At 40.1% G+C, this 22,459-nt stretch carries 22 protein-coding genes; 8 read left to right on the top strand and 14 right to left on the bottom strand.

Annotation, left to right across the window (positions count from 1 at the left end; all coding sequences use genetic code 11):
- Window positions 1–34: 34 nt before the first annotated feature.
- The 4 genes from choxAB to K6I41_RS13285 all read right to left on the bottom strand — a co-directional run bounded on the left by choxAB (window position 35) and on the right by K6I41_RS13285 (window position 5,085).
- Window positions 35–1,705, bottom strand: a complete 1,671-nt coding sequence (choxAB, locus tag K6I41_RS13300) for a cholesterol oxidase (protein WP_250374533.1) — start codon at window positions 1,703–1,705, stop codon at window positions 35–37.
- A gap of 27 nt (window positions 1,706–1,732) precedes the next feature.
- Entirely contained in the window at window positions 1,733–2,626 is an 894-nt protein-coding gene (locus K6I41_RS13295; protein ID WP_250374532.1) for an alpha/beta hydrolase, read from the bottom strand.
- 72 nt (window positions 2,627–2,698) lie between these two features.
- Window positions 2,699–3,553, bottom strand: a complete 855-nt coding sequence (locus K6I41_RS13290; protein ID WP_057074190.1) for an SDR family NAD(P)-dependent oxidoreductase — start codon at window positions 3,551–3,553, stop codon at window positions 2,699–2,701.
- 44 nt (window positions 3,554–3,597) lie between these two features.
- Window positions 3,598–5,085: a flavin-containing monooxygenase gene (locus K6I41_RS13285; RefSeq protein WP_250374531.1), complete on the bottom strand. Its 1,488-nt coding sequence runs from the start codon at window positions 5,083–5,085 to the stop codon at window positions 3,598–3,600.
- A gap of 135 nt (window positions 5,086–5,220) precedes the next feature.
- Between K6I41_RS13285 and K6I41_RS13280 the strand changes: the two genes are divergently transcribed.
- Window positions 5,221–6,234, top strand: coding sequence for an AraC family transcriptional regulator (locus K6I41_RS13280; RefSeq protein WP_250374530.1), 1,014 nt, complete (start codon window positions 5,221–5,223; stop codon window positions 6,232–6,234).
- Between the two features lie 42 nt (window positions 6,235–6,276).
- Here the strand turns inward: K6I41_RS13280 and ttdB are convergent, their stop codons facing one another.
- From ttdB to K6I41_RS13265, 3 genes are read right to left on the bottom strand one after another with little or no spacing between them, the layout of a single operon-like run.
- Window positions 6,277–6,885, bottom strand: a complete 609-nt coding sequence (gene ttdB / locus K6I41_RS13275; protein ID WP_000722967.1) for a L(+)-tartrate dehydratase subunit beta — start codon at window positions 6,883–6,885, stop codon at window positions 6,277–6,279.
- On the bottom strand, window positions 6,882–7,781 hold the full coding sequence (ttdA, locus tag K6I41_RS13270; protein ID WP_002163154.1) for a L(+)-tartrate dehydratase subunit alpha: 900 nt from the start codon (window positions 7,779–7,781) through the stop codon (window positions 6,882–6,884). The genes ttdB and ttdA overlap by 4 nt, the downstream gene beginning before the upstream one ends.
- A 49-nt stretch (window positions 7,782–7,830) precedes the next feature.
- Window positions 7,831–9,129 (bottom strand): MFS transporter, encoded by a 1,299-nt coding sequence (locus K6I41_RS13265; RefSeq protein ID WP_250374529.1) that lies wholly within the window; start codon window positions 9,127–9,129, stop codon window positions 7,831–7,833.
- 238 nt (window positions 9,130–9,367) lie between these two features.
- Here K6I41_RS13265 and K6I41_RS13260 point away from each other — a divergent pair, with 238 nt between their 5' ends.
- Entirely contained in the window at window positions 9,368–10,288 is a 921-nt protein-coding gene (locus K6I41_RS13260) for a LysR family transcriptional regulator (protein ID WP_014206176.1), read from the top strand.
- 58 nt (window positions 10,289–10,346) lie between these two features.
- Here the strand turns inward: K6I41_RS13260 and K6I41_RS13255 are convergent, their stop codons facing one another.
- The 4 genes from K6I41_RS13255 to K6I41_RS13240 all read right to left on the bottom strand — a co-directional run bounded on the left by K6I41_RS13255 (window position 10,347) and on the right by K6I41_RS13240 (window position 14,743).
- Entirely contained in the window at window positions 10,347–11,225 is an 879-nt protein-coding gene (locus K6I41_RS13255; protein ID WP_250374528.1) for a class I SAM-dependent methyltransferase, read from the bottom strand.
- A gap of 113 nt (window positions 11,226–11,338) precedes the next feature.
- Window positions 11,339–12,862 (bottom strand): flavin-containing monooxygenase, encoded by a 1,524-nt coding sequence (locus tag K6I41_RS13250; protein WP_151767717.1) that lies wholly within the window; start codon window positions 12,860–12,862, stop codon window positions 11,339–11,341.
- Between the two features lie 22 nt (window positions 12,863–12,884).
- On the bottom strand, window positions 12,885–13,718 hold the full coding sequence (locus K6I41_RS13245) for an SDR family NAD(P)-dependent oxidoreductase (RefSeq protein WP_005299298.1): 834 nt from the start codon (window positions 13,716–13,718) through the stop codon (window positions 12,885–12,887).
- Window positions 13,719–13,783: 65 nt separating this feature from the next.
- Window positions 13,784–14,743, bottom strand: coding sequence for a metal-dependent hydrolase (locus K6I41_RS13240; protein WP_005299295.1), 960 nt, complete (start codon window positions 14,741–14,743; stop codon window positions 13,784–13,786).
- 523 nt (window positions 14,744–15,266) lie between these two features.
- Between K6I41_RS13240 and K6I41_RS13235 the strand changes: the two genes are divergently transcribed.
- Window positions 15,267–15,887: a TetR/AcrR family transcriptional regulator gene (locus tag K6I41_RS13235; RefSeq protein ID WP_002163161.1), complete on the top strand. Its 621-nt coding sequence runs from the start codon at window positions 15,267–15,269 to the stop codon at window positions 15,885–15,887.
- Window positions 15,888–15,964: 77 nt separating this feature from the next.
- On the opposite strand, the gene K6I41_RS13230 is transcribed toward K6I41_RS13235, so the two are convergent.
- On the bottom strand, window positions 15,965–16,687 hold the full coding sequence (locus tag K6I41_RS13230) for a pirin family protein (protein WP_250374527.1): 723 nt from the start codon (window positions 16,685–16,687) through the stop codon (window positions 15,965–15,967).
- Between the two features lie 572 nt (window positions 16,688–17,259).
- Here K6I41_RS13230 and K6I41_RS13225 point away from each other — a divergent pair.
- The 3 genes from K6I41_RS13225 to K6I41_RS13215 all read left to right on the top strand — a co-directional run bounded on the left by K6I41_RS13225 (window position 17,260) and on the right by K6I41_RS13215 (window position 20,242).
- Window positions 17,260–17,487 (top strand): hypothetical protein, encoded by a 228-nt coding sequence (locus K6I41_RS13225; protein ID WP_013198505.1) that lies wholly within the window; start codon window positions 17,260–17,262, stop codon window positions 17,485–17,487.
- A 320-nt stretch (window positions 17,488–17,807) separates the two neighbouring features.
- The gene (locus tag K6I41_RS13220; protein ID WP_004793782.1) at window positions 17,808–19,127 is read left to right on the top strand and encodes an NCS2 family permease; all 1,320 of its coding nucleotides are present in this window, start codon (window positions 17,808–17,810) and stop codon (window positions 19,125–19,127) included.
- 116 nt (window positions 19,128–19,243) lie between these two features.
- Entirely contained in the window at window positions 19,244–20,242 is a 999-nt protein-coding gene (locus K6I41_RS13215; RefSeq protein ID WP_192455779.1) for an adenosine deaminase, read from the top strand.
- 44 nt (window positions 20,243–20,286) lie between these two features.
- Here the strand turns inward: K6I41_RS13215 and K6I41_RS13210 are convergent, their stop codons facing one another.
- Window positions 20,287–20,844, bottom strand: a complete 558-nt coding sequence (locus tag K6I41_RS13210) for a cytochrome b (RefSeq protein WP_192455778.1) — start codon at window positions 20,842–20,844, stop codon at window positions 20,287–20,289.
- Between the two features lie 237 nt (window positions 20,845–21,081).
- On the opposite strand from K6I41_RS13210, the gene K6I41_RS13205 reads away from it, so the two are divergent.
- Together K6I41_RS13205 and rnhB are read left to right on the top strand one after the other, a co-directional pair.
- Entirely contained in the window at window positions 21,082–21,471 is a 390-nt protein-coding gene (locus K6I41_RS13205; protein ID WP_004793775.1) for a hypothetical protein, read from the top strand.
- A gap of 70 nt (window positions 21,472–21,541) precedes the next feature.
- Window positions 21,542–22,108 (top strand): ribonuclease HII, encoded by a 567-nt coding sequence (gene rnhB / locus K6I41_RS13200; protein WP_250374526.1) that lies wholly within the window; start codon window positions 21,542–21,544, stop codon window positions 22,106–22,108.
- A 67-nt stretch (window positions 22,109–22,175) separates the two neighbouring features.
- Here the strand turns inward: rnhB and csrA are convergent, their stop codons facing one another.
- Window positions 22,176–22,430: a carbon storage regulator CsrA gene (csrA, locus tag K6I41_RS13195; protein ID WP_004793773.1), complete on the bottom strand. Its 255-nt coding sequence runs from the start codon at window positions 22,428–22,430 to the stop codon at window positions 22,176–22,178.
- Window positions 22,431–22,459: the final 29 nt, after the last annotated feature.

Raw genomic sequence — 22,459 nt, 5'->3', positions numbered from 1 at the left:
TAAATAGGCTTTTTTTATAAAACAACTTGCTGGTTTAAGCAGAAGCTTTGGTGATCTCTATGGTTTCTGCATCTACTGTATCATCTTGCTGTTCATCCAAAGTATGTTTAGCCGGAATATACGACATTGCGCGTTCTGCTAGAGCTGTAATGGTAAGACTTGGGTTAACGCCCAAATTTGCACCTAACATTGAACCATCTACAACATATAAGTTTTTATAGTTAAAGACACGGTTTTGTCCATCCACTACGCCGCGTTCTGCACTTGAAGCGATTGCACAACCACCCATACAGTGGGCTGTAAAAGGCACGTTAAACAAAATTTCGGTAATGGTCGTCATTGGGTGGCCATTAAACATTTTTGCGACTTTTTCAGTAAAAGCATTGGCCTGCGGAATATACACAGGTAGTTTTTTACCTTCGCTCGATAATACCTTGCCAAAAGGCCAGAACCAATTACGTTTCAAGCGCATATTAATAGAGGCATCTGCTGTTTGCATCACCAAGAAAATTAAAGTCTGGCGTGCAAAACTGACAGGGTTACTCATGCGAAGGAAAATAAATGGATGGCAAATAAGTGCCCATAACCAAAAGAAAATACGCGTCCAACCCGGTTTGCCTTTAGCCATGTAAGTACACATGAGGCCCATAGCATCTGAGCCAGTTTGGTAACGAGTCGCTTCAATGTGAGTGTCGTGGTCAAGGTAAATACTTGAACCAATCGCAACCCCTTTACTCATGTCGACATCTTTACCAAAAAAGCGAACGCCTAAAATCGACTCGGCATTAGTACGAACCCGATTGCCCAAATCATCAGAAACATTTGGCAGAGAACCAGACTGTTTTAAACGGAACAGCATTTCTTGCGTACCTAAAGACGATGCCGAAAAAATCACATTACGAACACGCCATGTACGGCGTTGTTTATTAAACCATGAGCTTGAACATTCAGTCGTAACTTCATAGCCATCACTGCCATCGGCTTTACCATTGAGTGGTTTAACATCAACGACTTTGGTTTCTTCGTAAACCTTGGCGCCATTTTTTTCGGCAAAGTACAAATAGTTTTTATCTAATGTATTTTTTGCGTTGTGTTTACAACCCGTCATACAGCCGCCACATGCTGTACAGGTTCCGCGGTCTGGACCTTCACCGTTAAAATATGGGTCGGGGTATGTTTTGCCGCCTTGTTCACCTTCGGGTGGGAAGAAAGTCGCAACACGAGTCGGTTTAAATGTGTGACCCACGCCGATAGCTTCACCCATTTGTTTAAGCATATGGTCGGCAGGACCAAAAATTTTATTATCCGTCACCCCAAGCATACGTTCTGCTTCTGCATAATGCTGTGGCATTTCTTTTTTCCAGTCCGCTGCATCTGCCCACGTGCCTTCATCCCAAATATGTTCAGGTGGAACAAGTAGGGTGTTGGCATAGGTAATTGAGCCACCGCCTACAGCATTACCGCAAATAATGGTGACATGGCGAAAAAAACGCATATTGAAATAACCGAAAAGTTTCATGCCCGGGCGCCAAATCCAACGACGGGTATTCCAGTTATTTTTAGCAAAATCTTTAGCTTCCCAGCGTCGCCCCATTTCCATTACAGCAACTGAGTAGCCCTTTTCGGTTAGACGGCAGGCAGAAACACTACCACCAAAGCCTGAACCAATAATGAGGTAATCATAGTCATAATTGTTTGTTGTCATGCCGAGGGCTCCTCTCTGGCGATATTTTTATATTGACTGTGTATGTTTATCAATGAATTGCCCAATGCGCTCAATCGAGTCATTAGATTCTTTTAGTATACCCGCGTGAAATTGAAAAACATGTCCGACTCGGTCATAAACCTTCAAATTCGTCGGAATACCATACTTTTCGGTTTGTTTAGCGAGCCGTTTTGCATCGTCTAATAAGACTTCTTCGGTACCGACATGAATTAAAACAGGCGGTAATCCAGTTAAGTCGGCATAGAGTGGGGAACAGGTTGGATCGGTTGTCGATTTTTGTCCGCAATAGTTTTTTGCACACCACGCTAACCAGTCTTCTGACAACATCGCATCTTGAGCTGCATGAGTTTTCATCGTGTTTCCTGAAAGACTTAAGTCAACCCAAGGCGAGAGTAAAACTAAAGCCGCTGGTAAAGGTAACCCTGCGTCCCGTATCGCAATTGCAGTACTTAAACTCAGTCCACCGCCCGCAGAATCGCCAGCGATCACGAGTTTTTTCGGGTCCTGCCCTTGAGCAAGTAGAGCTTTATAGACTGCAACCACATCTTCAATAGCAGCAGGACTTGTGTGCTCTGGGGCTAGACGATATTCAGGTAACCAGACTTGTGCTTGAGCTGCATGTCCAGTTTGAGCAGCAAGCTTAGTGTGACTTTTTGAGCTACCCACCACATAGCCACCGCCATGTAAATACAAGATGCCGAGGCCTGATTGAGTCGTTTTGGGCTGAATATGAACTGTCGGTACTTGATCAATTGTTTGCTTTTTTGTTTTATAGCCACGTGGCCCAAGCACAATTGCACTGGCTGTATCGCTACAAAAACGTTGTAGCTTAAGTGGTGTTTTAGGGGATAAAGCTGGACGTAGCGTGGTACGAATAGTCCATGCAAGAAGCTGCTTCATAATAAGGACTCATACTAAGCATTTAATCTCAGTCAGCATCTCTTAAAATAAAGAGTATGCTGACCACTGTTTTTATTTTGCTGATTTGTTGAGTAGACGAGTTTGCAAGGCAGTCGCGGTTGCAAAAATCTTTTGATAACCCTGAGGAAGAATACGTTGAATCACATCAACGGCTTTCGCATCGGCTCCAATGAGTAAGCGGCGACGGTCTTTACGAACAGCTTCTAAAATTTGTTGAGCGGCATCGTCAGCAGGGGTGCGAAGTAATTTATCGAAAGCATCCTGACTTTTTAAAGGATCCATTCCTAAAGACTGGACGCTATTATTCATGCGGGCAGCTTTGGCAATATTGGTACGAATACCACCCGGATGCACACAAGTCGCACTCACTCCAGCATTTTGTAGATCGAGTTCTTGGCGTAGGGATTCAGTGAAGCCACGAACGGCAAATTTACTAGCGTTATAAGCACTTTGAGTTGGTTGAGCTGTTAAGCCAAACATACTGGAAATATTAATAATATGCCCATCACCACTTTGCTTTAAGTAAGGTAAAAATTCTTTGGTGCCATAAACCACGCCCCAAAAATTAATACCAATCAGCCATTCAAGATCTTCATAGCTCACACCTTCAGCCGTACTGCCTATTGCGACACCTGCATTATTAAAAATCAAATTAACTTGGCCATGTTCATCTACAACTGCCTTTGCCCAAGTTGCAACTTCATCACGCTTAGCCACATCGACTTTTTGTGTGGTTACTTTGACTGAATAAGGCGTTAACAGCTCGACTGTTTTAGCTAATCCAGCTTCACTAATATCGGAAAGTGCCAGATGGCAACCTTGTTTTGCGAGTGCAATGGCAATTGCTTGTCCAATACCAGAGCCAGCACCTGTCACAGCTGCGACTTTATTTTTAAAAGACTTCATAAAATTCTCCGTTTATTTTTCTCATTTCCTATGGTGAAGCTTTATTAAGAAATAGCCGAAACCTGAGTGTAGTTTTCAACATCGAAGCGACGAGTGCGTTGTCGATATTCAAGGGTAAAGCCCGGCCAGTTATTGGTATTTTTGCCATCAGCAGTTTGATACCAACTAGTACAACCTTGTGCCCAGACAGTTTTCTTCATTTTTTCTTGAATGCTTTGATTAAACTCATGTTGAACTTCTGTACGAACATTGGTGAACAGAAGTTTATTTTGTAGGGTTGTTTGAATGGCATCTAAAATATAATTCACTTGGCTTTCAATCATATAGACAATTGAGTTGTGCCCAAGATTGGTGTTTGGACCATAAAGCATAAAGAAGTTTGGAAAGCCGCTCACAGTTAAGCCGAGATAAGCTTCTGCACCATCTTTCCATGTGTCTTTTAAGGTGCGACCATCAAGACCTGTAATCTGCATTGGCGCCATAAATTCGGTTGCGGCAAAACCTGTACCATAAATAATGGTATCGATTTCACGTAGCTTTCCTTCCGTATCTAAAATGCCGTTTTCGGTAATTTCTTGAATGCCAGTATTAATCACATCGACATGAGGTTGAGTCAGCGTTTCATACCACTGGTTAGAGATTAAAATACGTTTACAACCAATTGGATAATCCGGCATTAAACGGTGGCGTAACTTCCCATCTTTAACGACTTTACGGATGTGACGTTGGAATAAATATTCCACCAAAGGCATTTCATTGAGTGAAGTAGTAAAGGCCAGCAAACGAATTTCATGGTGTCCATATTGCAAGGCACGGTCCAGACTTTGCAAAATAGGTAATTTACGGAAAGCCTTTTTCTCTAAAGGTTGGTAAACCCGATCTGGTTTTGGAATCACGTAAGGTGCCGAGCGTTGATAAACGTCTAGATGTGCTACTTGTTTTGCAATTTCAGGTACGAATTGAATCGCACTTGCACCTGTGCCAATGACTGCAACACGTTTGCCAGTTAAGTCATAGTCATGATCCCAACGTGCTGAGTGAAACGCTTTACCTTTAAAGTTTTCAATACCTTTAAGTTTTGGATAGGCAGGGCGGTTGAGTTGGCCTACCGCGCCCACTAAGAATTCAGCTTCGAACTGTTCACCTGTCGTACTTTGAATGTGCCATATACCTTGTAGGGCATTAAATTCGGCATTGGCTATTTCAGTGTTAAATTGAACATGTGGACGAATGTCATATTTATCGGCGCAGTGGCGTAAATATTGATAAATCTCTTGAGAGGTTCCGTAGCGATTTTTCCAACCCAGCTCTTGTTCAAAAGAAAAAGAATAAAGATGAGAAGGCACGTCGCATGCAGCACCCGGATACGTGTTGTCACGCCAAACACCACCTACATCGGCAGCTTTTTCAAATAGGGTAAATTGTTCAAAACCTGCTTGTTTGAGGCGAATGGCAAGGCCTAGACCACCAAAGCCAGTGCCAATAATGGCGATGCGTACATTTTTATTTGAATTAGTCGACGAATTAAACATAGGCTGCTCTAAATCCTTAAAAACAGTGGGCGAAAGAATCGCAATTTCCTGTACGCAGAATAGACGTTTATTAACTTGATTTAGAGGATGGATGAGGACAAAATATTGTGATTCGAGGACATTTTGGAAAGTACAGTGACGTACGCTTGGGCATTTGAACGCAGCATACATAGTGTCCGACTCATGGCTGATTTTGCAGTAGAAGCAGGAGCTTCTTATCAGACCATTTTAGATGGAACAGGATTGAGTCAACAGCAGTTGCTTGACCCGAATATGGTGGTGTCAGGGCAACAGGAATTACAGCTCATTCATAATCTGGTTGCACAGTTTCCAGACCGACCAGTGTTGGGCTTAGAAGTAGGTACACGCTATCATTTCACAACATTTGGGCCATTAGGTATGGCGCTGATGAGTAGTGCCAGCATTCGTGAAGCGCTTGATTTAGCTCTCACTTATTTTTCACTTACTTTTGCGTTTACCCGTTTTTTAGTTTCAGATACTGATGCAGGAACACGTGTCGAGATTGAAGAGGAAGGAATTCCATCTTTGGTTAGGCAATTTATTATTGAACGCGATGCTGCCGCTCTTATTACGGTGCAACGCGACCTCGTACAAGATAACTTTTGCCAATATTTGGCTTTTTCTTTTGAACCTACAGATCATTTAGAGGCTTATGAAAAATTATTTGGGGTGATGCCTGAATTTGGTTCTAGCAAAAGTTTTGTTCTGCTTGATGCACAGAAAATTAATCAAAAGCTGCAAATGGCAAATGAGCTGGTGCTACATACGGCAGAAGAACAATGTCGACAAATTTTAGATAAGCGTCAAACCCAAAAGAAATTTATTAATTTAGTACAACAGCAATTGATGACTGTGCGAGGGGAAATGCCTTCTATGGAAATCGTGGCTGAACGTTTGCATTTAAATGTTCGTACTTTACGCCGTCATTTGGCATCTGAAGGAATGACTTTTATTCAAATACGTGAAGAAGTCAGACAAGTTTTAGCTGAGCAATATTTGGCATTACCAAAAGCTTCGGTTGAGCAGATTGCCGAGTGGTTAGGTTATGCCGAGCCTGCCAGTTTTATTCATGCCTATAAAAGATGGCATGGGAAAACACCTCATGCCATGCGTTTAGTACAAAAATAAAAGATGAAGGGGCTTTTGCTTTCCCTTCATTTAAAGAGTGGTTTATTTAATAAAGCTCAGTTGTTTGCTGATTTTTTCTAAAATCGGGGCTTTCTTGGCTTGAAATTCAACTTTGTTTTGTTGAATCAGGTTGTTGCCTTTCGTATCGATAGAAATAATGAGCGGACCAAATTCTCTCACTCGATTTATCCAAAGAGTTTCTGGCATACCTAAATCCTGCCATTCAGCGCCTTCAATCTCTTCAACTAAGGTTGCTGCGAGCACCGCGCAACCACCTGGGAAAATCGCATGAACTGCGATATTTTCCTGACATCCAGCAGCTGTTTCTGGTCCCATGCCACCTTTACCCACGATGAGCTTTACGCCAGTTTGTTTGATAAATTCCCGTTCGAATTTTTCCATCCGCATACTGGTTGTTGGGCCAATAGAAACCATTTCGAAGTCGTTTTCACCTTTCTTGCGCACAATAGGGCCAGCGTGAAAAATCGCTCCGCCTTCAAGGTTAACTGGTAGTTCTCGACCTTGTTCGATCAGTCTGCGATGGGCAACATCGCGACAAGTTACCAAACGGCCAGTCAAATAAACCACATCACCTACTTTAAGGTCTAAAAGATCTTCATCTTTAATAGGAGTTGTCAGAATTTTTTTCATAGTACAACTCCTTCATGAGACAAGATTTCATACGACATATCTGGGTTAATCTTAATTTTGCCACGGCGATGTGCCCAGCAACCTGTATTTACTGCAACCCCAATGGTTGATGGGTGGCGTGCAGAAGATTCAATATTGACTCCCATCACACTGTTATTACCTGTGAGTCCCTGCGGGCCAATACCAATTTCATTAAGACCTTGTTCTAACAGTTGCTCCATCAAGGCTGCGCGTGGATTATCACTTGTTGAGTCAACCGGACGCATAATCGCGAGTTTAGAAAGACGAGCTGCGGTTTCAACCGAAGTTGATACGCCCACACCAACCAGTAACGGCGGACAGGCATTTACACCACGTTCGGTAATAACATCCATCACAAATTCAGCAACGCCTTCATAGCCTTGACCTGGCATTAAAACTTTTGCCGCACCGGGTAGGGTACAACCGCCACCAGCCATATAGACATCAATGGTACAAGTGTCGAGTTCAGGCACAATACGCCAGTCTAACCATGGAATTTGAGTACCTGTATTGGTGCCCGTATTTTTTTCATCGAAGGTTTCAACAGCGTTGTGACGTAATGGACCTATGCGTGTTGCTTCAGCAGTTGCTTCGCTCAAAATATCTTGAAGTTCACCAAGCAAAGGGAAGTTAGCACCTGCTTCAACGAAATATTGAATGACACCCGTGTCTTGACAGCTTGGGCGGTTGAGCTTATCGGCTGCTTGCTGATTTTCCTCCATCGAATCATAAACTGATTTAGCCAATGGATTGGTTTCTAAAGTACGAAGTTCAATTAACTTGCTTTTCACATCTTTGGGTAAGCGTTTTCCAATATAAGCCGTAAATTTGGCCATGGTGTCCGTAAGGGACTGGACTGCAATATCTTTGTCCATGTTGTGCTCCTTGAAGAAACTTGTTCAGATCTAATTGATGTAAATAGGGTTATTGGGTTGCTTTGGCAGTGTTTACTTTCACTTTTTGGGAGAAGCTCAGCACTAGTGTCAGTAAGGTTGAGATAATGAGTAGGCCTGCAACAAAATAGAGTCCACCTGTGAAATCTCCAGTTTGATCTTTAATCCAGCCGATCATGGCAGGGCCTGCAAACCCACCTAAATTTCCAATTGAGTTAATCGTGGCAATACCTGCTGCTGCGGCTGATCCTGATAAGAACATGGTTGGCATACTCCATAGCGGTGGCTTGGCACAGCTAATACCAACATTCACAATGGTAAGTGCTGCAATTAAACCAATGACGTTGTGTGTGCCAGCTGCAATTGCGAGACCAACCGCTGCGGTTAAGCACGCGAGAGCAACATGCCATGTACGTTCATTGGTGCGGTCAGAGTGTCGAGACCATAAAACCATGGCAATGACAGAAACGATTGGTGGAATGGCATTTAAAAGCCCGACAGTCATAGACGTTACGCCAAGCTGTTTAATAATTTGTGGTGCCCAGATGCCGAGGGTATAAAGCCCAGCTGACGTTCCGAAATAAATCAATGCAAGGGCAAGTACCCGTGGGTTGGCAAGACCGCGAAGAATGCTGTGATGCTGAGGTGCATTTTTCCCTACATCTTCTTCCTTCATGGTTTTTACAAGCCATTCGCGTTCATCCTGTTTTAACCAAGTGGCTTGTTCAGGACGGTCAGTCATATATTTAAAAACCACAACGCCTAAGATGAGTGCTGGTATAGCTTCGATAATGAACATCCACTGCCAGCCAGCGAGTCCCCAAATTCCATGCATTTCAAGTAACGCGGCAGAGATTGGTGAACCAACTGCTGTGGCAATTGGGGCGGCTGCCATAAATAAAGCAATCACACCAGCGCGATGGCGTGCAGGAAACCAGTAAGTTAAGTACAAAATAATGCCCGGAAAGAAACCCGCTTCGGCAACACCGAGTAAAAATCGCATAACGTAAAAGCTGGTTGAGCTTTCTACAAATGCCATTCCCGCTGCAATCAGGCCCCAAGTCACCATGACTCGAGCAATCCAGATACGGGCACCGACTTTATGCAAAATAATGTTGGATGGGACTTCAAATAAGAAATAACCCAAAAAGAAAATTCCGGCACCAAACCCGAGAACTGAGGCGGTAAACCCTAGATCTTCTTTCATGGTGAGTGCTGCAAAGCCAATATTGACGCGGTCGATATAGGCTACAAGGTATAACAACATAATAAACGGTACGATTCTCCACGTGATTCGACGTAACGTTCGCTTTTTAATATCCATTTCCATGTCATGACTCCATATTCATGACTACCAATCCTGATTGGTAGTTTTCGCTTTCTTTACCGCTATTCATTCGGCTAGATGGCTTTTCCCCGTTCATCCACAGCATTCCTTCTGCGGACGTTTTTATGCTCTTAAACAAGAGGCGACTTATGTCGGGAAACAATGAAATGGATGTTAAACCCTTTAAAAAACTGATGAATCGATATAAAGTTAAATCACTATTGCAAAAAACTTAATAATCATGAACGCAGATACGGAATTAGCTTTCTTTTGTTTATTGGTTAAACAAGGAAGTCTTGTCGCGACGGCACGAGAGTTAAACTTGACCCCACCTGCGGTTTCTAGACGTTTAACTCAACTTGAAGAGCGTTTAGGAGTAAGGCTTTTAAATAGAACAACACGCCGAATTAGCTTAACCAGTGAAGGTGAGGTCTACTTTGAAAATGCGGTTCGTATTTTAAAAGAGATTGATGAAATGGAGCGTTTGGTTTCAAGTAGTCGAGCAGCCCCCAAAGGGGTATTACGTGTGAATGCTCCTTTAGGCTTTGGTCGTTCTTATATTGCGCCAGCGATTTCTACATTTGCCAAAATCTATCCTGATGTCGATGTCCAACTGCATTTAACTGATCGCCCGATTAATCTGCCAGATGAAGCCATTGATGTGTCAATCCGCTTTGGTGAAATACCCGATTCACGTCTAATTGCCAAAAAATTGGCAGCCAACCGCCGTTTATTATGTGCATCACCTAGCTATTTAAAAACGGCAGGGCAACCACTCACTCCTCATGATTTAACGCAGCATCAGTGTATTGTGATTCGGCAAAATGATTCTGCTTATGGGAATTGGCGGTTGAGTCATGGCAAACAAGTTGAAACTGTTAAAGTTCATGGGCAACTGAGTACCAATGATGGGGCAGTTGCATTAAATTGGGCTTTAGAAGGCTACGGTATTTTGATGCGAGCAGAGTGGGACGTAGCAAAATATTTAAGAAGTGGCAGATTGGTTCAAGTGCTAGAGGATTATGAAACACCGCCAGCAGATGTCTATGCGGTGTATTTAGAGAGACTGAATCTATCACCTAAAGTCGCGCACTTTTTAGATCATTTACGCCAATTTTTAAATCAGCATGTCGATGGGCCAGAGCCGCGTTCAAGCTGGTAATGATGGTATTAGGCTAGATTTAAAAAAGCCAACTTAAAGTCTAAGTTGGCTTTCAACATTATTTTCTATTTAAACGCAAATGCAATAATCGTGTTGCTGAGGTGTGGCGGATTTCATCGATTCGTGCATTAAAATATCGTTCAGTAATGGCTTCACCTGAAAGATCTTCGACCACTTCAAATCCCATTTGTTCCACTGCATGATGTAAATCTATTGGTTTAAATTGACCTAATAAAGGTTCTTTCAGCAAATGGGTAAACTGTGCAACGCCCATACTTCCAAGTCGCTCAATACCGTTTAATTCCTGAAAATCGGTCGAATAGTCGAGTACCATTTCACTACCGTTTTCAGCAAATTCGGCAATACTTTTTAAAGTTTCCAAGGTGGTTTGCGGATTTAAATAGTGAGTTGTGCCTAACCATGAAAAAAAAGCAGGAGCAGATGAATCATAGACACTTCTGGTCAGAGCTTCCGAAATAGACTCTTTTTCAAAGTTAATCGAGACAAACTCAACAGTAGTAGGAATATTTCCTAACTTTTTTAGCTTAGTCTGTTTGGCAGCTTGAGTATCAGGGTGATCGACTTCAAAAATTTTCAAAGTAGGGTAATGGTGTGATTCACGTAGTGCAAAAGAGTCTAGGCCCGCACCCACTAACACATATTGTTGAATATTTTGTTGAACTGCCTGATCAAGTAAATCTTCGGCATAACGAGAGCGTCCGACCACTTGCCCAGTAAGTAAACCTAAAGTGCGGTTTAACACCGCAGAATTCATGACTTTAACAATAAGTGGGCTAGAGAGCAGTTTTTTCCAGCCTTTACTGGTTAGTTCAAAAGCATAAGGGTCTGAAAATACAGGGTTCTTTGTATTTTGAAAATGATTGGCCCGTAATGCAGCGGCAGCTTCGGCGGTACGACTTGATTGACCTTCTTTCATCTTTATCCTGTTTTTTTATTTCTTGAAGATACTCAACGAAGAAGGCAATGTATTTCATGAAAACCTAAAATACACTGCCTCTTTCTTACAACTGATTTGATCGAAACTACAAATTAGTGAGTTTTTGTCGTTTGATACGTTACTTCATAATCTTTCAAATCTACTTTTTTCAAACGTTGTTTAAGTTTTTTCAATGACCAAGGCCATGCAGCAAAGTTACGCCCGTTGGCATCAAGGTAGTAACTCTTACATCCGCCGCTATTAAATACGGTCGTTTGTAAGTGCTTTTGCACTAAATCGTTATGCTTTTTAATCACATCAGATTTAACATTTAATTTGCTAATTCCTTTGTTTTTAATTTTCAATAAGCCATCTACGATATAGTCGAGCTGCGCTTCTGCCAAACCAATGAAAGAGTCATAAACCAGTACGTTAGGCCCTAAAACTAAAAATGCATTGGGTACATTTTCGATGTTAGTTCCTAAGTAAGCCTCTGGTGAACTACTTTTCCATATATCTTGTAAACATTGGCCTTTTTCATTGTGGACACGTTTACCAATGGGTGGGTGAGATACTTCAAAGCCTGTACCCCAAATAATCACATCCACTTCGTGGCGCTCACCATTTGCAGCAACCACCGTATTGCCTTCTACTTTCACCAAGCCATGCGGAATAAGTGTAGTATTCGGTGCTTGTAGTGCAGGGTAGTAGTTGTTAGCGAATAAAATACGTTTACAACCAATATCAAAGTTTGGCGTTACGTTTTTACGTAGCACAGGGTCATTAATTTGCAATTTAAGTAATTGCTTACCCAATACATTGACTGGTTTTAGGGCAAGTGGATTACGTAAACCAAAGTTAATCGCATTCAGCGTTAACGCTACACTTTTACGCCAGCTCGCCTGAATAGAAGGATATTTAGCAATCACTGATTTACTAAATTCGCCCAAGTCTGTATCTGGTTTCGGTAGTACCCAAGGTGCTGTACGTTGAAATACAAACAGTTCTTTCGCTTTTGGTTGAATTTGTGGCACAAACTGAATAGCAGATGCACCAGTACCAATCACGGCAATGCGTTTGTCAGTTAAATCATAATCGTGGTTCCATTTCGCTGAATGGAACATCTCGCCTTTAAATGTGTCTAAGCCTTCAAGACGTGGAATTTGAGCTTCGGTAATTGGACCTGTGGCAAAAATAACGGTTTTAGACAAATATTGACCAGTACTGGTATCAAGTACCCACACATGACGTGAGTCATCCCATGCTGCGTTGAGCAGTTCGCTATTAAACTCGATTTTAGACGTAACATTAAACTCGTTACTTACATCTTCCAGATAACTTAAGATTTCTGGTTGGCGCGCAAATAAATGGCTCCATTTTGCACTTGGTGCAAATGAATAAGAGTAAAGAGCAGAAGGTACATCACAACCACAACCTGGGTAGGTATTTTCACGCCATGTTCCACCAACACGGCCAGCTTTTTCAATAATCTTATAATTGGTATAACCAACTTGATCTAGGCGAATAGCAGCGGCAATACCTGAAATGCCAGCACCCACAATAAAAGTATCGAAAATATGGCTTGGTGATTTGACAGCTTTTTTTGCTGAAGCATTTGTTTTCATTTGAGCAGTCATATGTGTACTACCTATAAATTTCTTATTTAAATAATTTGTACGATGTGCCAAGGAACTTGTTGTACAAGCTTGGAGATGCACGTTTCATGAGCCAGAATAACTTTGCATCAATTTGAGGAATGGTATACAACTCATCCTGATCAAGGCGATTAAGTGTTAATCTTGCAACATCATCACTTGTCGTGAAGGCATAGTTCATCAGCGCATGGTCTGCTAGCTTTGAATAACGTCCGGGAATTCGACCATTTTTAATGATATTGGTTGGAACCAGCGTCGGGCAGAGTACATTCACTTTAATATTAAACTTATGCAGTTCAGCTGAAAGCGTTTCTGAAAGCGCGCGCACACCCGCTTTAGTCACGTTATAAGCGGTCATTTCTGGTGCAGCCGTATACGATGCAGCAGATGCCACATTAATAATCGCACCGTAACCTAGCTTTTTAAACTTGGGAACAAATGCATGGCAACCATGAATAACACCCCAAAGGTTAATATTCATGACCCAGTTCCAGTCTTCTAGGCTTAGCTCGTCAAACTTGCCACCCAAACCCACACCAGCATTATTAATGACAAGAGTTACAGGATGTCCAAGTAAGATTTCAGCAGTTTCAGCTAGATGGTTAACTTGTTCAGCATTACCCACATCACAACGCATAGCAAAAGCTTTAGCGCCTTCTTGTTCAAGAAGTTTTACTGTTTCTTCAGCAGCTTCGAGATTAATATCTGCACACACTACGCTGCCACCACGTTTTGCAAGTTCAAGTGCAAAACTTCGACCAATCCCACTGCCTGCACCCGTCACTACGGCATAAGCTTTTTGGCTTGGTTTAACTTTCTTTTTGCCAAATAAAATCATGATTCATCCATAAATAGCTTGAAGAGATACCAGCTATCTGTTTGATAGCTGGAAATACAGGACGATTAAGACATGCGTACTGGTGGGGTAAATTCTTTAACAAAGTAAGGTGCAATCGCGCCGCCTTCGTTCAGTAATTTCTGTTTGTAATACTCAAGATATTCAGTTGTATCATGATCATTTGGATGGAAGTCTGGACGTAAATAGTCAAGAATTTGACCAATCGTACTGCCAAAAACACCATCTTTTGGACCAAAAATTAAGCCTACACCACGACGAGCATCTTTCCAGAATTTTAAGGTCAGCATCTCTTGCGGCTTTCTTAATACAGGGACAAATAAGGTAGTCGCAGGGATTAAGCCTAAAATCGTAAATAGCGCAAGGAAGAAACCAGATGCGCGCAGTGGATAGCTGCCATTTAAGATTTGATAAACATCGTAGGCAATGTCTTTATGTTCAGATTCTTCAAGCATATGCCACATCCACAACGCACGGCTTTTTGCATCATCTGAATAATAGAAATTCTTTTCATGCTTCATCATGTATTCAGCAAGTACCGCAGTAAAATGCTCAATACCTGCCATCATTGACAATTTTAGTGGTTGTGGAAATTTCAAAAATACATATTTAAAGAAGTTTGAACCAAGAAAACGATATAGCGCAACAGGATATTCAGCATCTTGAAGGGCATCGTTATATTCATTGTGCAATTTAGAATGAATTGCTTCTTGGCCAATCAGTGAGGTAACACGTTGCTTTAAAACTGGGTCTTTAATAAATTCGCGGTGATGGCGAGCGGTTTCAATAACCAGATCTTCACCATAGGTTAAAAACACCGAAAGTGTGGCAAAAAACAAAGTAGCAAATTGATTGTCCATATAGAATCTGACATCAATTTCCTTTCCATCAAAACCAATATTTAAATGTCGGATTGGAATTGAGCTTTTGCTAGAAAAATCCGGTAACTCAATTTCACGCTGAAATTTAAGTTTGTTGAATGATTTTTTAACTGCGGTCGAGATCATGGCGACACCCTGAGGCAAAGTAGAGGTGCTTTTTGATGAAAATCAATAAACTCAATGATCAACAAAGCACTGTAAAATTCCATTTTCAAAAGCAGATGATTCTCTGCATTGACTACGGTGTTGTTGCTCCGTTATTTGTTTGATTATTTGGCTGAATAACGGAAAGAAGAGTAGAGATAGACAAACTATTTAGTGACTCTTCTTTAATTTTTTCATATTAATCTGACTTTATGTTCGGATTCAATTCGGGTAAATTTTTAAAAATATCAAAGTATTTTATAGACCCATTCTGCAATAAAAATTTTAGATTAAATGATTTTATATAATTGAAAAATAATAAATTAATTTAAATTTTAGCTATTGCGGTGGTCACTTAAAAACACAGTTTCACTCATAGCTTAGGGCATGTTTTTCTCATTTCTTTTTACTAAGTTTGACAACTATTCGGATTTTGTTTTTATATTTCTTCTAAGCCAAATTACATGCTAATCTGACTTTATGTTCGGATTATTGATTAGATCGTATGACTACGCGAAAACCTCGTCAAACTCGAGCCAAAGTCACTGTCGACACGATTATTGAAGCAGGTTTTATTGCAGTGGCACTTCACGGACCGAGTGGCACTACAACACGCCATATTGCAGAGATTGCAGGGGTGAGTGTCGGGTCTTTATACGAATATTTTAAAAATAAAGAAGAAATTTATGATGCGATGAATCACTTTTTTGTTCGGGAAATTCTGGACATGATTACAGAGCTTACACCGACGATTTTACAGTTGGAGTTAGAGCCTGTCATTGAAATGATTTTTTATACTTTTAGTGATTTATTAAAGAAAAATAATGACCGCTATTTGACTGTTTTGCGCTATGCAGGGGAATTGCAGTACGACAAATACATCCCAAAAATTGAACAGGCTTTAATGGAGGTGATCATGAAATATATGATGCACAATCCCAAATACCTAAAAATCAATAATTTGCCTGTAATTACCTACATTTGTATTAATAGCGGAATTTTTAATGTCGCACGGCATCTTATTTTGCCAAACCCTTATATTAGTTTTGATGAAATGGTGCAGGGGCTAACCACGATGATTATGAGCTATATCAATACAGAGATGGCACGTTCAGAAGAGCATTGAGCAGAGATAGATTTTTTATAAGTCCGATCAACAATAAAAAAGCCCTCGCATAAATTTTATGCGAGGGCTTAGTTGCATTATGGCATGGTTGGAACTTCTTCAGGACGCATATCGAAAATCAAAATTTCGGCGTTATCACCATTGGTAAACGATAAACTTCCGCCTTCACGAATACGTGCAGCATCGCCAGTGTTAAATGTTTTACCATTTACATCAACACGACCTTTAGCAACGTGTAGGTAAACATATCGACCCTCAGGAATTACAAATTCAGCAGTTTCTTCACCATCAAAAAGACCTGAGTAAATATTAATGTCTTGTTTGATCGATAAAGTTTTCTCGCCACCTTTCGGTGAGATGATCAAATGCAATTTACCGCGTTTGTCTGCTTCATCAATATGAACTTGTTGATAGTCTGGATCTGTATTCACTTCATTTGGAACAACCCAAATTTGTAAAAAATGAACGCCTTCATGAGCTGAATGGTTAAATTCACTATGGGCAACGCCACGACCTGCACTCATGAGCTGAATGTCACCCGGCACAATCACAGAACCTGTACCCATTGAGTCTTTATGCTCTAATGCACCTTCGAGCACATAGGAAATAATTTCCATATTGCGGTGAGGGTGAGTACCAAAGCCTTTAGATGGAGCAACGTTATCATCATTAATTACAAGTAGATCAGAAAAACCAACTTGTTTAGGATCCCAATAGTTAGCGAATGAAAAGCTATGTTTTGATTGTAACCAACCATGATGTGCTGCACCACGCTCGTGAGATAAACGCATATCAAACATGATGTATTCTCCTGATTTAATTTTCTATCTGAGCGTAGTTTATCGTAGCGTTTATCGTAATAAAGCACTGAAAATGGAAAGCTTGGTACGATTTTTAGAACGATTAAATGAAAATTATTTTTTAGCTAAGAAAAAGGGCTCTTTGGGTTAAAACTGAAATTTTATTTTTAAAGCTAAAGATGAAAATCGAGAAATAGCGAGATCGCCAAACACTTTTAAATAAAACAATTGAAAGAAAAATGAATCTTTTTATCCTATTTAATTGGTAGAAAATTTAGAGATATTTCATGCGATATACACATTAGTCTACCCTGTGTATTTAAAAGAACTTAATAATGAAAATGAATAAAAAGCTAATATTAAAAATAACTAAACCTAAACTGTTTTGAAATAAAGTTACTTTTCAATGGAAATGTTTTGTATTTATCACTTATTGAAATGATGAATTTAAAATCACCTTTCTTTTCAATAGTTTGAGTGAGATTGTGTTATTGTAAATAAATGTGAAAATATTCACAAAGCTATAATTTTTTGTTAAGATCATTAACATTAAAAACATAGAGATAATAATAATGATCAATAAAGTATTAATAGTGTTGTGCGTGGGTATCGTCTTTGTATTGGGATATTGGGCCTATTTAGATACTCAAAATAAAAGACATCAAGAGCTAATGCGGATCATTCAAGAAGCAGAACAAAATTTACAAAGTATCGAACGCAATCCTAATCATGCTCACCACAGCAATTTGGCTTCTTATAATTTGCAAGGATATATAAGTGAGAAAAGAATTATTTTCTAAAAATATTGAATGATAAATTTCTGAATTTTACTTTGTCATTGGTCATATCTTTTCATAAATTTTGATCATGTTTCTGTTGAATCTGTTAAACTTATTTAACGTATAGTAAAAAAGCTGCATAGGGGTTATGCAGCTTTTTTGTGTTTCAAGAGGGGCTGTGGCTATTTCCTATGTAAGAAGTAGAAATCAAATGAGTGGCATATTTGTTGCTTCATAAGTTTGAGATTCTTGTTTATAGGGCTGAACAGAAAAACAATATTGTTCAGCGACCTACATAGACGTAAATATTCCACAGTTCAGATTTTGCATAGAGGCTACTTATGGCGGCGCCCAATTCTTCGGCAGGCTGGTTAGAGCGTTTATTTAAGTTAAGCGACAATAAAACCACTTTCCGAACTGAAGTTCTTGCTGGTGTAACTACATTCCTAACGATGTGTTACATCATTATTGTCAATCCACTCATTTTATCTGAAACCGGCATGGATCATGGTGCCGTATTCGTTGCGACCTGTTTGGCAGCAGCAATCGGATGTTTAGTAATGGGGATCATTGCAAATTATCCAATCGCACTGGCCCCTGGTATGGGTTTAAACGCTTACTTTACCTACTCGGTTTGTATGGGGATGGGCGTGCCATGGCAAACAGCTTTAGCGGCTGTTTTTGTTTCAGGCCTTGTTTTTCTTGCAATTAGCTTCTTTAAAATTCGTGAAGCGATTGTCAATGCGATTCCGATGTCACTTAAGTTTGCAATCGGTGGGGGTATTGGTTTATTCCTAGCACTGATTGCACTAAAAAATGCTGGAATCATTGTTGATAACCAAGCGACATTAGTCGGTTTAGGTGATATCAAACAGCCTACAGTATTATTAGCACTATTCGGATTTTTAATGATTGTAGTTTTACACCAGTTGAAGATTCGCGGTGCAATCATTATTAGTATTTTAGTCGTTACAGGCATTGCTACTGCTTTAGGTCTAAACGAATTTAAAGGTGTAGTGGGTCAAATCCCTTCAATTGCACCAACCTTCATGCAAATGGACTTTAAAGGTCTATTTACAGCAAGTATGGTCGGCGTCATCTTTGTATTCTTTATTGTCGATTTATTTGACAGTACGGGTACTTTAGTTGGTGTTTCACACCGTGCGGGTCTTTTACAAGACGGTAAATTACCTCGTTTGAAGAAAGCATTATTTGCAGACTCTACTGCAATTGTTGCTGGTGCTGCATTAGGTACATCTTCAACTACGCCATATATTGAATCAGCTTCAGGTGTAGCAGCGGGTGGACGTACTGGTTTAACTGCTGTTGTGGTTGCTGTCCTATTTATCTGCTGTTTATTTTTAGCACCTCTTGCTCAATCTGTACCAGGTTTTGCAACGGCGCCAGCTTTATTGTTCATTGGTGTGTTGATGATTCAAGGTATCACTCATATCGATTGGGATGATATTACTGAAGCTGTTCCAGCCTTTTTAACTATTGTATTTATGCCATTTACCTATTCAATTGCTGATGGTATTGCAATGGGCTTTATTAGCTATGCATTAGTTAAATTATTCACGGGTAAGGCAAAAACTGTACCGTACATGGTATGGATTATTGCTGCGCTTTGGGTATTTAAATTTATCGCATTTGGCGGTTAATATGATTTTTTATAATTTTCTTCTTGAGCTATCTTAGTTGTAGTTTCTAATAAGAAGAAAGTTATAGAAGGGTGTGATTTTGACCACACCCTTTTTTCTTTAGATGTGGAGTTAATATGAATCAAGTCGAGCTGATTCGCGCCTTACCAAAAGCCGAATTGCATGTGCATATTGAAGGGACTTTTGAACCTGAATTAATGTTTGCAATTGCCCAGCGCAATCAGATTCAGATTCCTTACAAATCTGTTGAAGAAGTAAAGCAAGCTTATAACTTTCATAATCTTCAATCATTTTTAGATATTTACTATGCTGGTGCGAATGTCCTTGTACATGAACAAGACTTTTATGATTTAGCATGGGCTTATTTTGAGAAATGCGCTGAAGATCATGTCGTTCATACAGAAATGTTCTTCGATCCGCAAACCCACACTGACCGTGGTGTTGCGTTTTCAACAGTGATTAGCGGTTTAAAGCGTGCGTGTGCAGATGCTAAAGCTAAGTTTGGTATCAGCTCTCAACTGATTATGTGTTTCTTACGTCATTTAAGTGAAGAAGCTGCATTTGAAACACTCGAACAAGCTTTACCATTTAAACAAGACATTATTGCAGTCGGCCTCGATTCAAGTGAAGTAGGGCATCCACCAGCTAAATTTGAACGTGTTTTTGCTAAGGCGCGTGAAGAAGGCTTCTTAATCGTTGCTCACGCTGGTGAAGAAGGTCCACCTGAATATGTATGGGAAGCTTTAGATCTACTCAAAGTGAACCGTATTGATCATGGTGTACGTTCTGAAGAAGACGAACAATTAATGGCGCGTTTAATTAACGAAAAAATGCCTTTAACTGTTTGCCCTTTAAGTAACTTAAAGCTATGTGTTGTTAAGGATATGAAAGATCATAATATCCGTCGTCTATTGCAAAAAGGCGTACACGTAACGGTTAACTCAGACGATCCTTCATATTTCGGTGGATATATGAATGATAATTTCTTTGCTATCCAACAAGCTTTAGACTTAAACAATGATGAGTTGAAGCAACTCGCAATTAACTCTTTTGAAGCCTCTTTCATTTCAGATGAAGAAAAACAAAAGTGGATTGCAGCAATCCAAAAAATCTAAATAAAAAAACCGCCTATCTCAGGCGGTTTTTTTATACATACGTTTTATTTAGGTTGTTTGGTCATACTATTTAAAATATTGTCTTTATCAACAAAGTGATGTTTTAAAGCTGCAAGCACATGCCCAACAATAAGCAAGCCTGCAAACCAAGAAATATAAACGTGTAATGGTTTAACAACAGCTAAAAGCTCTGGGTTATCTTGTACTAAACGCGGAATTTCAAATAAATATAAAACAGGGGCAGGGTGACCCGCGCTCCAGCTAAATAAACAACCCGTGACAGGTAAAGCCACCAAAATCACATAAAGCAATAGATGACCAATGTGAGCCAGAGTTTTCATCATTGGAGACATGCTGTCAGGCAATTTTGGAGCTGGGTGTGTGTAGCGCCATAAAATCCGGATAATCACCAAAAAGATAATGGTGGTCGCAATATTTTTGTGCAGCGTAATGACATCGCCTTTAAAAGAGCCATCAACGTCATAACTTAAAAAATTTCCACTATAGAAACCAATAGCCCATGCTGCGATGAAAATGATTGCCATCACCCAATGCAGGATTTGTGCGGTACGGGTGTAATACTGAGATGAAACAGCAGGCATAAAAAACCTATTTTTTTGTCGTTTTGATTTTCAATTTTATGAGAAAGCACTGATTTTGAGAAATGTTTTAAATGTAACAGAGCGTGCTAAAAACAGAACGTTTAAGGAAAAATGCATTTGATGAGCTGAGTTATGCTGGGGAAAAAAGATTGCATAAATGCATCAAATTATTTGTTTCTTCTAAAGTCGAGTTTAGGCACAATACGCGCTGCCAACGTTCAATCAAAGGAAAAAATGATGAAAAAATTGATGCTCGCTCTAGCGCCAGTTGTTTTAGCTTTAACAGCGTGTGCAACGACTACAGGTACGGGTACAGGGGCTACTTCTGCACAAACAACAACTCAGCAGTTGGGTGTTGCTGCATTAAAAGTTGCTGTAAATGCGAAATGTATTACAGAGATTAATAATGTTGCCGCTTGGAAAACAGCAACAAAGCTTATGACTGCTGAGCAACGTGATAGCATTCAAACTAATGTTTGTGGTTGTGTGAGCGAAAAGGCACCAAATAGTGTAACGGCAGTAGAATTGGCAGCGGCTGCATTTGATGTAAATGCACGTGCTACAATTGTAAACCAAGTGGTTTCAAAAACTGTAAATGAGTGTGTGGCAGAAGCTTTACAAAAGTAATTAATGATTTTTGTATTAAAGAAGGCTGATTACTATTGATCAGCCTCTTTTGTTTAAAGGTGAAGAGTAAATGTTTATTGCTGGTGTAGATGAGGCGGGACGTGGCCCATTAGTAGGTTCCGTTGTGGCAGCGGCTGTTATTTTAGATCCGAATAATCCAATTGAGGGATTAAATGATTCTAAAAAATTAACTGAAAAGAAACGTGAAAAGTTGTTTATTGAAATACAAGAAAAAGCCTTAGCTTGGTCAATTGCAGAAGCAACGCATGCTGAAATCGATGAATTAAATATTTTACAAGCGACTTTTTTGGCCATGCAGCGCGCAGTTGATGGTTTAAAAGCTCAACCACAAAAAGTGATTGTAGACGGGAATCAAATTCCAAAAGGAATCATTATTCCTTGTGAAGCTATTGTTGGGGGAGATGCGAGTCATCCAGAGATCAGTGCTGCGAGTATTCTGGCAAAGGTTACACGTGACCGACAAATGGAGGAATTAGATCAGCAATATCCATTATTTGGTTTTGCCAAACATAAAGGATACCCAACTAAAGCGCATTTTGAAGCGATTGCAGCGCATGGGGTAATCGATCAGCACCGCCGTAGCTATGCTCCTGTTAAACGTGCTCTAGGCCTATAAATACAAAGTCCTAAAAAATTTAAAGCGACTAGAAAGTCGCTTTAATTAGGGAGAGAATAACTTCATATTAACGATTGAAGTTTTTCTGTGCATAATTATCATCTTCAAAAGAAACTTGATAATCTTGATCAAGATGTTGAAGGTGTTCATGCATTGCACGTTCATGTTGAATACGTTGATAAATTTCTTCGCGATGAACAGAAACCTCTTTTGGTGCATTCACACCAATACGAACTTGGTTTCCTTTGACGCCAAGCACAGTAACACTGACTTGATCCCCAATCATTAATGTTTCCCCGACACGGCGGGTCAGAATCAGCATGTTTATCTCCTTGCTAAACGCTTAAAACT

The organism is Acinetobacter sp. AS23 (genome assembly GCF_023612055.1).
GTDB classification, from domain to species: domain Bacteria; phylum Pseudomonadota; class Gammaproteobacteria; order Pseudomonadales; family Moraxellaceae; genus Acinetobacter; species Acinetobacter oleivorans.
Note: the sequence above shows the minus strand (reverse complement) of the source record. Positions and strands in the feature narration are given on the sequence as shown.

Coding starts and splice junctions, on each gene's coding strand:
- choxAB (WP_250374533.1), bottom strand. CDS start 1,705: ATGACAACAAACAATTATGACTATGATTACCTCATTATTGGTTCAGGC.
- K6I41_RS13295 (WP_250374532.1), bottom strand. CDS start 2,626: ATGAAGCAGCTTCTTGCATGGACTATTCGTACCACGCTACGTCCAGCT.
- K6I41_RS13290 (WP_057074190.1), bottom strand. CDS start 3,553: ATGAAGTCTTTTAAAAATAAAGTCGCAGCTGTGACAGGTGCTGGCTCT.
- K6I41_RS13285 (WP_250374531.1), bottom strand. CDS start 5,085: ATGTTTAATTCGTCGACTAATTCAAATAAAAATGTACGCATCGCCATT.
- ttdB (WP_000722967.1), bottom strand. CDS start 6,885: ATGAAAAAAATTCTGACAACTCCTATTAAAGATGAAGATCTTTTAGAC.
- ttdA (WP_002163154.1), bottom strand. CDS start 7,781: ATGGACAAAGATATTGCAGTCCAGTCCCTTACGGACACCATGGCCAAA.
- K6I41_RS13265 (WP_250374529.1), bottom strand. CDS start 9,129: ATGGAAATGGATATTAAAAAGCGAACGTTACGTCGAATCACGTGGAGA.
- K6I41_RS13260 (WP_014206176.1), top strand. CDS start 9,368: ATGAACGCAGATACGGAATTAGCTTTCTTTTGTTTATTGGTTAAACAA.
- K6I41_RS13255 (WP_250374528.1), bottom strand. CDS start 11,225: ATGAAAGAAGGTCAATCAAGTCGTACCGCCGAAGCTGCCGCTGCATTA.
- K6I41_RS13250 (WP_151767717.1), bottom strand. CDS start 12,862: ATGACTGCTCAAATGAAAACAAATGCTTCAGCAAAAAAAGCTGTCAAA.
- K6I41_RS13245 (WP_005299298.1), bottom strand. CDS start 13,718: ATGATTTTATTTGGCAAAAAGAAAGTTAAACCAAGCCAAAAAGCTTAT.
- K6I41_RS13240 (WP_005299295.1), bottom strand. CDS start 14,743: ATGATCTCGACCGCAGTTAAAAAATCATTCAACAAACTTAAATTTCAG.
- K6I41_RS13235 (WP_002163161.1), top strand. CDS start 15,267: ATGACTACGCGAAAACCTCGTCAAACTCGAGCCAAAGTCACTGTCGAC.
- K6I41_RS13230 (WP_250374527.1), bottom strand. CDS start 16,687: ATGTTTGATATGCGTTTATCTCACGAGCGTGGTGCAGCACATCATGGT.
- K6I41_RS13225 (WP_013198505.1), top strand. CDS start 17,260: ATGATCAATAAAGTATTAATAGTGTTGTGCGTGGGTATCGTCTTTGTA.
- K6I41_RS13220 (WP_004793782.1), top strand. CDS start 17,808: ATGGCGGCGCCCAATTCTTCGGCAGGCTGGTTAGAGCGTTTATTTAAG.
- K6I41_RS13215 (WP_192455779.1), top strand. CDS start 19,244: ATGAATCAAGTCGAGCTGATTCGCGCCTTACCAAAAGCCGAATTGCAT.
- K6I41_RS13210 (WP_192455778.1), bottom strand. CDS start 20,844: ATGCCTGCTGTTTCATCTCAGTATTACACCCGTACCGCACAAATCCTG.
- K6I41_RS13205 (WP_004793775.1), top strand. CDS start 21,082: ATGAAAAAATTGATGCTCGCTCTAGCGCCAGTTGTTTTAGCTTTAACA.
- rnhB (WP_250374526.1), top strand. CDS start 21,542: ATGTTTATTGCTGGTGTAGATGAGGCGGGACGTGGCCCATTAGTAGGT.
- csrA (WP_004793773.1), bottom strand. CDS start 22,430: ATGCTGATTCTGACCCGCCGTGTCGGGGAAACATTAATGATTGGGGAT.